The sequence below is a fragment of the Methanosarcina sp. A14 genome (genome assembly GCF_001729375.1).
GTDB lineage: Archaea > Halobacteriota > Methanosarcinia > Methanosarcinales > Methanosarcinaceae > Methanosarcina > Methanosarcina barkeri.
Map to the genome: position 1 here is coordinate 1 of NZ_LZPK01000037.1, position 12,888 is coordinate 12,888.

Annotated in this window: 10 protein-coding genes and 1 pseudogene; 6 read left to right on the forward strand and 5 right to left on the reverse strand. The window is 39.8% G+C overall.

Annotated elements, in window-relative coordinates:
* From A9239_RS02475 to A9239_RS02485, 3 genes and pseudogenes are all read right to left on the reverse strand, one after another.
* Window positions 1-600, reverse strand: a pseudogene (locus tag A9239_RS02475) (hypothetical protein); the annotation flags it as partial.
* The gene (locus tag A9239_RS02480) at window positions 593-1,735 is read right to left on the reverse strand and encodes a COG1361 S-layer family protein (protein WP_048154312.1); all 1,143 of its coding nucleotides are present in this window, start codon (window positions 1,733-1,735) and stop codon (window positions 593-595) included. The gene A9239_RS02480 and the pseudogene A9239_RS02475, both read right to left, overlap by 8 nt.
* A complete protein-coding gene (locus A9239_RS02485; protein WP_141706341.1) occupies window positions 1,732-4,092 on the reverse strand; it encodes an RND family transporter in 2,361 nt (786 codons plus the stop codon). The genes A9239_RS02480 and A9239_RS02485 overlap by 4 nt, the downstream gene beginning before the upstream one ends.
* 422 nt (window positions 4,093-4,514) lie before the next feature.
* Between A9239_RS02485 and A9239_RS02490 the strand changes: the two genes are divergently transcribed.
* The 3 genes from A9239_RS02490 (at window position 4,515) to A9239_RS02500 (ending at window position 6,605) form a co-directional block, all read left to right on the forward strand.
* Window positions 4,515-5,276, forward strand: coding sequence for a TrmB family transcriptional regulator (locus A9239_RS02490; RefSeq protein ID WP_048120264.1), 762 nt, complete (start codon window positions 4,515-4,517; stop codon window positions 5,274-5,276).
* Between the two features lie 280 nt (window positions 5,277-5,556).
* On the forward strand, window positions 5,557-6,219 hold the full coding sequence (locus A9239_RS02495) for an MBL fold metallo-hydrolase (protein ID WP_048120260.1): 663 nt from the start codon (window positions 5,557-5,559) through the stop codon (window positions 6,217-6,219).
* Between the two features lie 62 nt (window positions 6,220-6,281).
* The gene (locus tag A9239_RS02500; RefSeq protein WP_048120257.1) at window positions 6,282-6,605 is read left to right on the forward strand and encodes a ribonuclease P protein component 4; all 324 of its coding nucleotides are present in this window, start codon (window positions 6,282-6,284) and stop codon (window positions 6,603-6,605) included.
* Between the two features lie 152 nt (window positions 6,606-6,757).
* Here the strand turns inward: A9239_RS02500 and A9239_RS02505 are convergent, their stop codons facing one another.
* Window positions 6,758-7,063, reverse strand: a complete 306-nt coding sequence (locus A9239_RS02505; RefSeq protein ID WP_048123283.1) for a signal recognition particle protein Srp19 — start codon at window positions 7,061-7,063, stop codon at window positions 6,758-6,760.
* 162 nt (window positions 7,064-7,225) lie between these two features.
* Between A9239_RS02505 and A9239_RS02510 the strand changes: the two genes are divergently transcribed.
* The 3 genes from A9239_RS02510 (at window position 7,226) to A9239_RS02520 (ending at window position 11,164) form a co-directional block, all read left to right on the forward strand.
* A complete protein-coding gene (locus tag A9239_RS02510) occupies window positions 7,226-7,471 on the forward strand; it encodes a hypothetical protein (protein ID WP_048120255.1) in 246 nt (81 codons plus the stop codon).
* Window positions 7,472-8,186: 715 nt separating this feature from the next.
* The gene (locus A9239_RS02515) at window positions 8,187-10,940 is read left to right on the forward strand and encodes a DEAD/DEAH box helicase family protein (protein WP_048154315.1); all 2,754 of its coding nucleotides are present in this window, start codon (window positions 8,187-8,189) and stop codon (window positions 10,938-10,940) included.
* Window positions 10,937-11,164: a hypothetical protein gene (locus A9239_RS02520; protein ID WP_176722086.1), complete on the forward strand. Its 228-nt coding sequence runs from the start codon at window positions 10,937-10,939 to the stop codon at window positions 11,162-11,164. The genes A9239_RS02515 and A9239_RS02520 overlap by 4 nt, the downstream gene beginning before the upstream one ends.
* Before the next feature lie 113 nt (window positions 11,165-11,277).
* Here the strand turns inward: A9239_RS02520 and A9239_RS02525 are convergent, their stop codons facing one another.
* Entirely contained in the window at window positions 11,278-12,720 is a 1,443-nt protein-coding gene (locus A9239_RS02525; protein WP_141706342.1) for a hypothetical protein, read from the reverse strand.
* Between the last annotated feature and the right edge of the window lie 168 nt (window positions 12,721-12,888).

Sequence of the window (12,888 nt, forward strand, 5' to 3'; positions counted from 1 at the left end):
AGTCTTATTTTCATACCAGAGACCAACTTCCTTATTTGTCACAAGGCCTGTAACGCTGTCAAAATCGTCTCCGCCTACCTGGACATTGTTCTGGTACTGATACGAAAGATCGAGATTCAGGGGATATACGCCGGCAGGAGTATCTTTGTTAATCTCAATTGTAAACTGCGTGGGACTTACACTCTGTTTTCCCTGCTTGAGAGTACCAGCTTCTTGGGGTCCAGACTTAACTTTAATGTTAGGATTATCAGATTTAAGGGTTGCAAGAATGCCTATTGCTGTCGTAGCCTGCGCTTCATACTGCATCTCTGACTGCTGTAGCATTTCATCTGCATAATTTCCAATATCTGCATCTTTTTCAGATTTAAAGCCGGAAATTTCACCCTTATTCATCATATTTAGATTAAGAGTTACAGTATCTCCTCTAGAGTACTGATCGTCTCCAACAAGTGTTGCATTAAGGTCAGGCCCTCCGTATACTGAGTAGTAGTTTTCACTAATATCAAAATTATCTGGTACAGCTGCCTGCGCTGGGAAGACTGCCCAGCAAAGGATCAGAAGCGTCGTGACAGTAATAAATAATCCATTTTTATTATTCATTTTCATCACCTGATACATTCTCGTCATTCTGGTTTCTTTTCCGGTGTACGCTTACTATCTGGTAAAGGGCGATAACTATAATCAATAAAATTGCTATTCCTGTTATGCTGAATTTTTGTTCTGTTGCTTTAAGAGGTAAGTCTACTTTCATACTTTCTGAAAATTTAGTATCTCCGTCGTCATCAAGATATTTTATTTCACTGTTGACTCCATACTTTTTCACAATAGCATCCGAATCGGCCTTAACTTCAAAACTGGCAGTTTTTTCTTCTCCAGGGTCAATATCCCCTAATCTTACCGTAGCTTTTTCAGTGCTTAGAGGGCTCATCACAATTATCCGAGCAAAAGCGTCTTTTGCTACGGTTTCTCTTGTATTTTTATAAGTAACATTAACAACCTTACTTTCACCCTGCATAAGGTTGCCAGAGACGTTGGTTACTTCGAATTTAGGTTCACTTTTTATGGAAATAGGTATTTTGAGAGTTTCTGTTTTCGTTTTGTATTCTCTTGCATAGTCTACATCAGTAATCCCGAGATTTACTGCATCCGCAGTTACAGTTCGGACATTTGACTGGTATTGATAGGTCACTGGAAGAAGAAGTTCGTAATTTCCAGAAGGTGCATTGCCATCAACTTTTATTGAGTAACTAAGAAGTGCTATATGTCCGGTTTCAAGTTCTTCAAGGTTCTGGAAATTGCCTGTCGACTCTACTTCAATGTACTTCGTTTCTGATTGAAGAGTAGCTTCTATATTTTTTGCTGTCGTACATTCTTCTTCTTCTCCCATCTCTTTCAGTGCAATTGTTTCTTCAATGGAATCGTTTATTCTTTTCTGATTTGCGTTTAACCTCTTAAAACCAGATATAGATCCTGCATTTGCAATTTTTATCTTCAGATCTGCAGTTTCTCCCCTTTCAAGCACGGGATCTCCTGTAATTGACGCCTGTATTACTGGCGCTCCGTAACTTTTGTAGTAATCTACAGTATACCCATGATCTAGAGCAATGAAGTTGGTTTCATCATCTTCCCCGAGAGCTGGGAGTGCAGTCACTGATACTATTAATAGAATTAACGCAAACGTAGTAATTTTCGTAATCATGCTTTGCCTTAATTTTGTTATGGGCACTCGTATCATATCTTGGCCCCCTGAATTTGCTTTTTTGTCTCTGTCTGTTTTTCTGCTTTCCTAGCTCCTTTTCTTTTATCGCGCCAGGTATCAAAAGTAATCATAAGTGGGGGGAAGACTACAAATGTTGCCAGGAGAGCCAGCAAGACATCGATAACCGTAACTGTACCGAAGTCGGTTATTATGGGGAAAGGAGAAGCCAGCAGGGCCATAAACCCGAATACTGTCGTGGCTCCTGAAGCAACAATTGCACTTCCTATTTTGGAACTGGTCATCAGAATAGCTTCTAAAGGACTTGCACCTTTCTCCTTTTCTTCAAAGTAACGCTCCATCATGAGGATAGCATATTCTGACCCTACTCCCAGTATCAGAGCTCCCAGGGTCGCTGTGAGGGGAGTATAACTGATATTAAGAAGGCTCATAACTCCGCCTGACCAGCCAATAACTATTAGCATTGGGATTACAGGAACCAGGGCTTTCACCCAATCTTTGTATACAATAAGAAGTCCTGCGAGCACGAGAATCAGGCCAAGGAAAGTCATTGCTATTCTTCCGCTGGTAAGAGCAGAGATAACCTCTATATACACAACCGAGTTTCCGGTAATCGTGACAGTAGTGCCTGGTGGAGCCGGCATCCACTGCATATCTTGCTTGACAATATTCCTGAGTTCTTCAATACCTGTTACTTTTATGTCCGCAACCGCATTCCCGATGTCGAAGTTCAGGAGAAGCATATTATTTCCGTATATATAGTGGTCTTTCTGTGACTCAGGGATTTCAGAGTAAATATCCTTTATTTCCTGGCTGGTATCTGGAATTACCCCTCCATTGTATTCCTTTACAAGATCTACAATGCTCGAAGAGCCGTAAATGTGGCTATTGGACTCTGCTTCATGTTCGGAAAACTGATCAATCCACTTAAGAACATCCGGATCAGCTACATCCTTAACCTTGATGATAAGGTTTAATTCATCGCTATCACCCATGATATCTCCCATATGGTGAAGATTCACGAGTGCAGGCATGTCCTGAGGCACAAAGGTTTCAACATCAGTCTGAATAGGCACAGATCTGTCAAGGTAAAGGCCTCCAACGCAGAGCAAGAGTGCAACTCCAAGTACGACAACATCATATTTGATAGTCAGGCTTGTAGTTTTCTGGAGAATCCTCCCTATTAGACGCCCGCTTTCGTCTCCGTCCTCAGACTTTTTCTTCTTTTCCGGATTTGCAGGTTTTATCTTACTTAACGCCTTCCTCAGGGGGTTTTTATCCGAGTATTTGTCAAATAAAGAAATCGTTATAACCCCTACGAAGATAGCGGAGAAGTAACACATTAAAATGCCTATCATGAGCAATTTACCAAAATCCCGGATCATTGGTACTGTAGATGTAAAAAGAGAAATAAAGCCAAGGGCTGTCATCACCAGAGCGGTGAGGACTGCAGGCCCGGTATGCTTTACGGTTTCTATAACTGCTGCTTTTTTGTTTCCTTTTTCCTGCAGTTCCTCCTCAAGTCGGTTATGGAACTGAATAGCATAATCAATTCCCAAGCCTATAAGGATAGGGAATGCAGCCATGGAAACCATGGACATGGGAATTCCTACATAACCCATAGCTCCAAAGGTATAAACAATACCAAGAAGAACTATCGGCAGAGGGAGAAGACACCAGCGAACGTGCCTGAATACTATAAGCAGTACAATAACCATGAAAACCGCTGAAAGTCCTAGAAGCACTCCCATACTGGAATTCATTTCATCGTTCATGGAAACTACGAATGCTGGATCACCAGTAACAATAATGTTGTAGGAAGGTGGAAAATCCGCCAGCGAAACAGCCTCTTTAGTGGAAGCAAGGATATCTTCCTTATTATCTTCACTAGCTGAACCGGCCATGACTACCGAAATTATCATATGAGTATTGTCAGGAATAAGCTGGCCGAAAATATCAGGGTTTCCGTCTACAATGGCTTTTATTTCTTCATCGGTATCAGGGATTTTAGATTTCCCTGTCATCTTATAATTGATTTGTTTGATCAGTGAAGCGGGGCTTGTAGTTTCAATTACCCCATTGGTTGCCTGGACCTGATGTTCTAGCCTGTCTACAGCTTTCATCACGTCAGCAGTTTCTACATCGTTGCCCTCTACCATTACCACAATAGATTGTGTCTGGAAAATTTTTTGATAAAGGTGATCATAATCCTGGTAGAGAGGAGAGTCTTTTCCGACAAAGGTTTCTGTTCCTGATTCCATTTCAATGAGTTGAGCTCCCTGCGTTGCTATAACTATACACAGTAAAGCTATCAGGAGTACGGAAAAACGGTTATTCTGAATAAAAAGTCCCAGTTTTTCAAAAAATTTAGTAATAGTGGATTCCCCTCATAGTTTTTAATATGAAATGCAATTGGAAGTTGGCGCACGTATTGAACTTGCCTTTTTTTCTCTGGGCTGAAGGCTCATTATCTAGCATTTGTGTACATTTATAATACTTGCCTTTTTTCTCTCTGGGCCGAAGGCCCAATTATCTAATATTTGCATACATTTCAATAATACTTGCCTTTTTTCTCTCTACGCTGAAGGCTTATTATCTAAGGTTTGCATACATTTAAATAATATTTGCCTTTTTTCTCTCTATAATGAAGGCTTATTATCTATTATTTGTATAAATTTTAATACTTATACTATTTTGCTAAAATTATACTATTTTGCGGCAAATCTTCTGTGACTTAGATCTTTTGACGTATACAAACAGAAAAGATTTAAATCTATTGTTACATTAGGGGTAACAGATGGTATTACAAACTAATCTTCAATTAATTCGTAACCTTGAAAAGCTAGGGCTAACCGAGAATGAAGCAAAAACATATATTGGGCTCGTAAGTTTGAGAGAGGCTACAGCCCGCGAAATTCATGAACTTACAAATGTGCCAAGAGCCAAGATATATGAAATTCTTAAAGTACTTGCGAAAAAAGGCTATCTGGAAGTGAGACAGGGATCTCCAACGTATTTCCGAGCAGTTGATCCTAAAAAGGTAATCGGAGAAATAAAAAATGAGTTCTTAAACTGTGCAATCGAGACACTTAGCCAGTTCAATGAATTGAGTTATGAACTTCCAAAAACTTCTCCTGTATGGTATATCCAGAGTGATTGGGGAATAAAGAACCGGATACGTGAAATTATGGCCGGAGTAAAAGACGAATTGATTATTTTTTCGTCCAACCCTGAGTTACTCAAGGAATTTAAGCAGGAAATCAAAAAACTAGAAAAAACTTGTAATCTAATTCTTATCGTTGATGAACTGGATAGTTTCAGGTCACTTCCTTTTGAGTTCAAAGAAACTAATAAAGAGTTTACGGATTTCATGAATAACATTGTAATTGATGGCATCCAGTATAAAGAAGAATTTTTTATGATTGCCGATGGAAAGGAATCAATAGGGGTTCACAGCGCAGGAAACAAAAGAGAAGCAGTGATAATCAAACTGCCGATTGTCTCTTATATGCAAAAAATGATCTATGAGAGAGTGCTTGAACCAGGTTTTATCAAATAAGACAGATAACCAGCATATCAGTAAGAACTCCCTAATTTTCTCAAAATCTCTTAATGCTTCTGTGAGTACTGATATAAAGCAGGAGTTTGCTAGCTTTTTAAAGGTTATTTTTTCTCTTTGAAGATAGAATAAACTCTTTCGGGTACCATTACTATAATCAGAAAACAATCATTCTATAAATATAATCAGAAAACAATCACTCTATAAATATAATCGTGAAATCATTGTTCTCTAAGGTTTTCTCATTAAACTCAGTTACAGAAGTCCACAGGTGTATGAAATGAACCGAGTAAAGATTGGAAATGTTACAATTAAGTGGTTGGGTCACTCTGGCTTTTTACTTGAGGGGGATGAAAAGAAGATTTATATTGATCCCTATGACCTCAGTGAAGAGCCAGCTTTTGAAGATAAAGCTGATATCCTGTTAATTACTCATGAGCACTTTGACCACTGCAGCCCTGATGATATCCGAAAGGTCCGGCGGTCGGACTCAACCACCCTGATCCCTGAAAATTTATCTCTGCAATTCAAGGGAGACGCAAGGCGGGTTGCTGAGGGAGATGTGCTGGCCGATGGGCTTGAAATAAAGGGAACCCGAATTGAAGTAGTTCCGGCTTATAACCTCGATAAACCTTATCATCCCCATGGATTAGGAGTAGGGTATATAGTGGAACTTGGAGGAATTCGGATTTATCATGCAGGAGACTGTGACTTTATCCCTGAGATAAAAAATATAAAGGCAGATGTTGCTCTCTTGCCTATAGGGGGTACATACACAATGGACGAAGAGGAAGCAGCAAGTGCAGCCGCAGCTATTTCCCCAAAAGACGTAATTCCAATGCACTACGGAAAACCAGATATAACAGATGGGAACCCCGAAAAGTTTAAAACTCTTGTACACGGCAAGAACCCAAATATCAATGTGATTATTCTTAATTCCTGATTTTGATATTTAAGAAGCTTAAAAATCAAGGTCTGAGACGAAAATGCAGGATCAATCTACCCATGTCTAGAATAGCAAGAAAACAGCAGAAGAACCTGATTCAAAGAATCGCAATCCAGCGAATGTGGCGACTTTTTGAGCTTGCAAAAAGCGAGCATGCAGAACATCCTGACCGTAGCGAGCGTTACGTGCAGCTTATCAGGAACATCTCTATGAGAAACCGGATAAGTATTCCGAGAGATATAAAAAGTAGAATTTGCAAACACTGCTACGCTTTTCTCGTGCCCGGAAAAAATGCCCGTTACAGGCTGAAGGAAGGATATATCGTTGTTTTTTGCCAGCGCTGCGGAAAAGAGATGAGGTATCCTTATAAAAAATTAAAATAAAGACTAGCTGAGCTTATTAAAGCTTACAAAAGCCCAGATAAAAGGATTATCAGGTATCTGGGGCTTTTTTGACCTTTCAAGGTTTTGCAAAATCCTTTTTTCTCTGTTAACGTTTCTCTACTAACGTTTTCTATTAAGAAGCAATATAAAATTTAAGCTTTAGCAGAGCTCTCCGGCCCTCGCATCTTCTTTATGGCTACAGCTATCTGTTTTGCAATAACGGTTTTCGGACCATTATCATCCACGAGCACTCTCCCGCTTACTTCCCACCAGGACTTGGGATATGCTTTATGAGGTTCTACTTCGGGATTCAGGCCAAGTTGTCGGGCTGCTTCTTTTATCTCATTAAGCTGCGGTTCCTTTATAGCATTTTTCCGGGAAATTATTCTGCCGCTGCTCCTTGATTTTGTCTGGTCGAGATATACAGGCCAGATTACAAGTTTTCCCCTATCTCTCATCATCATGGTTATCTTTGTCCTAAATTGCTTTCATGAAATTTAAAACTGCCCCGGAGACCTCTACAGACCAGGACTTTTTCCTGTTTATGAGATATTTTATTATATTGAAACTATAACCTGCAATTATTTATCTTTCCCGGACAAGTTCTGCATGGTGTTAATATGATTCCGTCGTTTACAATTGATGAAAAGGTAAGAGCTTATATAAGAAAGAGCGGTCAGGATTTCAGGCTCTGCACATCCCCTAAGGGCCCTGTGCTTCTTCCAATCGGTACAGCTGAGCCCAAGTCATCAGATATGAAAATCCTGATTGGCAGCAATGTTCTTTATGTCTCCAAGCTTCAAGCAAAGTATATTAAGAAAGTTGAGTGGGCTATGGTGGAAAGGTTCCTGAATCAACAAAGTTAAGTTAATTATAGATAGATTCAAAATTCCGGAACTTGAAACTTAGCAATATATTCATTTAGAAATGTCAGAACATGTTGCTAGGCTCAGTTCCATTTCAAGCTCTAATAACTGTTGGCATAAGACTATGCATCTTTGACACATTCCAGTTGAGCGAGTGACTTGGAGTCACCAGGTCGCGTGACTATAAGGCCAAAGCAATAATAATTGCACCTGAGAATCAGGCACAGGGCTTATAACTTTTTGTTCAAAGCACCTTAAATATGTTATAATGACCTACTCAAGAGTTACAATTCATTTAAAGATAATTTAGTATCGTTTTATAGTCCATTATTCATAAGGTTGCCTTAGCATTTAAAGCTTCGAATGTAAGGCTGGAACCTAAAACTGCTACTTTCATGAGTAAACATCGAGCTATTTTTAAGACGTTTTAGAGCGATTTCAAAGTTAGTTTTGTTATCCTGGACTTGTTCTAAAGACTCAATGGTAAGGCTGAAAATAGGCTAAATTTTTTGTTACTGGTTCTATCTCTCCAATCCTCAACTCTACTTCTGTACTTTGTTAATAGAAAAATAACTCACACAAGTTCCCAAAATATTGGGGTATTAACATAAATTTAGAAACATTTATCGGTACAAATCACATTCAAAGAAAATACCGATTTTAGCGTCCCAATCAAGAAGATGAAGAAGATATTAATCTCAAAGGGTAAAGATCTATGAATAGTAACCAAACTCCGGAGCAGAAAGCCAGAAATGATATCGATAGAAAATTAAATGTTTCTGGCTGGATAGTGCAGGAAAAGAGCAAAATCGACTGGACTGCTTCCAGAGGCATTGCAGTTAAGGAGTATTTTACTGACGTAGGACCTGCTGACTATGTATTATTTGTTGATAAAAAGCCCGTTGGGATTATTGAAGCAAAAAAGGATGAAGAAGGTCACCGGTTAACCGTCTTTGAGGAACAATCATCCGGGTATGCTACAAGCAAGCTAAAATACCTTAACAACGACCCGTTGCCTTTTGTGTACGAGAGTACCGGGGAACTTACACGCTTTACAGACGTTCGCGACCCAAAACCAAGGTCCAGACCTGTTTTTTCATTTTACAGACCTGAAACTTTTGAGGAATATATTAAAAAGAAACCTTTGAGGGAAAGGTTGCTGGATATTCCTAAATTGAGGACCGACGGTCTTCGGGAATGCCAGATTATAGCAATTTCAAATCTTGAAAAGTCCTTTAAGGACAACCGCCCAAGAGCTCTTATCCAGATGGCGACAGGTTCGGGAAAAACCTATACTGCTATAACCTTCATCTATCGATTGCTGAAGTTTGCGGATGCAAAAAAGGTGCTATTTCTTGTTGATACCAGGAACCTTGGTGAACAGGCAGAACAGGAATTCAAAAATTATACTCCCAATGATGATAACCGCAAATTTACCGAACTCTACAATGTACAGCGTTTACGTTCCAGTTATATCACATCAGACAGCCAGGTGTGTATTTCCACAATCCAGCGGCTTTACTCTATTCTGAAGGGCGAAGAGCTGGATGAGATCAACGAAGAAGAAAACCCTGCTGAGAGAGGCTGGCAGCCAAAGGAACCGCTTCCTGTAGTTTATAATGAGAAAGTTCCCATTGAAGAGTTTGATTTTGTAGTTGTAGATGAGTGCCACCGTTCCATATACAACCTGTGGCAGCAGGTTCTGGATTACTTTGATGCTTTTTTGATAGGTCTGACAGCCACACCGGACAAGCGCACTTTTGCTTTTTTCAATGAGAACGTAGTAAGTGAGTACAGTCATGAAGACGCAGTGGCAGACGGCGTGAATGTGGGTTATGACGTGTATACCATCGAGACTGAAATTACCAAAAACGGGTCAAAAATAAATGCGCAGGAGTTTGTGGACAAACGGGAGAAGCTTACCCGTAAAAAACGCTGGGAACAGCTGGATGAAGATTTCACCTATACTTCCAAAAACTTAGACCGAGATGTGGTTAGCCTCAACCAGATACGACGTGTGATACGAACATTTAAGGAAAAGTTACCTGAGATCTTTCCCGGCAGAAAGGAAGTTCCAAAAACCCTGATTTTTGCCAAGAACGATAGCCATGCCGATGATATTATCAATATTGTGCGGGAAGAGTTCGGAGAAGGCAATGCCTTTTGCAAAAAAGTGACCTACAAGGCCGAAGAAGACCCTAAATCAGTATTGTCAGCTTTTCGCAATGAGTACAATCCCAGAATAGCGGTTACAGTAGACATGATTGCCACAGGCACGGATATCAAGCCGCTGGAATGCCTGCTCTTTATGAGGGATGTAAAAAGCAAGAATTATTTTGAGCAGATGAAGGGCCGAGGTACACGAACTCTGGACTATGATGATCTGAAAAAAGTGACACCATCTGCAATTTCAGCCAAGACTCATTTTGTAATTGTGGACGCGGTGGGCGTTACAAAGACCATGAAAACCGACAGCCGACCTCTGGAACGCCAGAAAAGCACATCTCTGAAAGACCTGCTTGCAGCAGTTACCTTTGGGGCTCAGGACGAAGACCTTTATGTTTCTCTGGCTAATCGGCTTGCAAGACTGGATAGACAGATAAACGAAGGCGAAAGAGCTACTTTTGCGGAGAAAGCGAACGGAAAAACGATCAATCAGACTGTTAAGGACTTGCTCAATGCATACAATCCTGACATCATTGAGCTCAAAGCTTCTGAGATTAACCAACTCCAGCCGGAGATTTTAGAGGCTGATGCAAGGAATAAAGCGCAGGAGAAACTGATTGATATTGCCAGATCAACTTTCTCCGGCGAGCTGAATGAATATATTGAAAATGTCCGCAGAGTCCATGAGCAGATTATTGATACCGTGAACCTTGACACTGTTAACAGAGCCGGCTGGGATAAAGACACTGTGGTACAGGCGGATGAACTGGTTAATGACTTTAAGGCGTATATGGAAGCAAATAAAGATGAGCTCACAGCCCTGAGAATTTTCTACAACCAGCCCTACAGGCGCAGGGAAGTTACCTACGCGATGTTAAAAGAAGTGATGGAGAAACTGAAGCTGGAAAAGCCCCAATTCGCTCCTTTGAGGGTCTGGCAGGCTTACGAGCAGCTGGAAAAGGTGAATGGGAATTCCCCGAAAAAACAATTGACTGCTCTGGTTTCTCTGATCCGCAGGATAACCGAGATCGACCCTGTGCTGACAGCCTATGACCAGACCGTGAACCGGAATTTCCAGGACTGGGTATTTAAAAAACAGGCAGGAACTCTGAAATTTAATGAAGACCAGATGAACTGGCTTCGCATGATTAAAGATTATGTTGCAACCAGCTTTCATCTGGAAATCGATGACCTTGATTACACTCCCTTTGATGCTCTTGGCGGGCGAGGCAGAATGTACCAGCTTTTCGGGGACGAAATGAATATGGTTATCAGCGAATTGAACGAGGCACTGGCGGCGTGAAGATAATGGAAGAAATGAATATTTTAGGTGAAAGGTTCGGAGAAAAGTTCGGAGAAAAGTTCGGAGAAAGGTTCGGAGAAAAGTTCGAAGAAAAGTTCGAAGAAAAGTTCGGAGAAAGGTTCGGAGAAAACTGTGGGGAAATAGTTGTCAGGATGGTCATTCAGATCTTCAGTTCTAACTTACATGTAATCGAGTCCGATATTTATGGAGTATATGACTGGTGATTTTTGAAACAAAGTGAACAGAATACTGGTTACTGATATACTGACTTATTTTATCGAGTGCCATTATTTTCTTTAACGCATCCATAAAAATAATGCAGTATAAAATCCTGAGATTAAACGAAATGGTAACCTCCGTCACTATATCTTACCAGAATTTCATTCAGGTCATCGTTCAGTATAAGATTCTGGTTATTAATCGAAACGTAAACATTCATAGGAGTTCCATAAGTACGTTCAAATGAAGTTCTAACGAATGTGTGGTTAGTTAAATTCATCTGTGGGACATCTTGATAATTTCTGGAATAGTGCTGATAGGTTCCATTTCTTAGAAATGCTATTTTTTCAATCTCGTGTGTGTTAATTAGTTCCTCTCCGGCATCATCAACAACAAGAAGACTGTACGTATGTGAGTCCCTATTTTTTACTGGAAGCGTTGTTATGTTTCTTTCAGGTTTGACTTCCAATGCATAGACAATTTTGGTCCAGCTTATTTCATCGGGAGAGTAGGGAGAAGGTTTCATCACGTTCTCCGGATCTGCCTTATTGAAAAATTCAAATACACTTCTGTTTACCCAGCTGCAAAATAACGGAGTCCCTTCACTATAAAATTCAGAAGGGTCTTCAGAATAAGGCGGTATGCCAAACACCGTTGAGTAATTGAAGCGTTCGGCAACTCTTAAAGCTTCAATACTTTTTTCTAAAGAGGCTGAGGAAACAGGAGTTTCGTTATACATCAGTAAAAATGATTCATTGTACAGCGAATTAACCTGAAAAACCACAGATCCGTTTATAGTTTGTCCGGGAGACAGAGTTATATTTTCAATTTTATTTTCTTCTTTGAGGCTTGAAAGCACCTCCAGATGTGATCTCTCATAAAAACCGTAAGGGTCCAGATTTGTAGTATTAAATGTACGATTTCCATCACGTACATGAAGTTCGTTTAATTTAAAATCGAGGTCATTTGAACCGTTATTCTTTATTGAAAGGTCATATACCGCGTAATACTTTTCATTGAGATTATATCCGAGCTTGATTTCTGCGGGATCACTTGAACCACGGTATTCTTTAACTCTGTATATACAAAGCTTACCATTTTCCTCTTTTACTTTTAATTGAATGTTATTAGGAGTTATTAGAACCGTATTTTTATCGTCTGCAAGCTTTAACTCCAGAGAATTGTCGGGTGTGAAAACACGGATTGTATTATTGTCATTGGTTTTAACGATCTGCGCGTTACTTATCCAATCAATTTTCAGATTATTCTTGAGGTATTTGCTGAGATTATTACTTTCGTTACCCGGGACATTATCCCAGCTAAACAGGTAACTTAATACATTTTCTGAATTATCGTGCATATAAATGCTTGAGAAGGACGTTACTTCGATTTCAGGGATATCTTCATCGGATGACAGGGTTGTTGAGGACAGATTTTCTGGTGTCGTATTTCCTGGCCTTTGATATGCTGACTCATTTGATTGAGTGAGATTATTTTCTTCAACGCATCCACTAAAAATAATAAATGTTGTCAGAATAAGTAGTAATATTCGCAATCCCAATCATCCCCGGTCAATTTCAATGGGTTTTGTAGAAATCCTCTGAAATATGAAGTATTCATTAATTTAAAATGAACTACATTATATATTTTTGTTTGTTTATTTTCAGCCTCTTGGAGCTATTTTAGAGAAGCTTTCTACAGAGCCTAAGTTTTGATTACATCCAAAGAC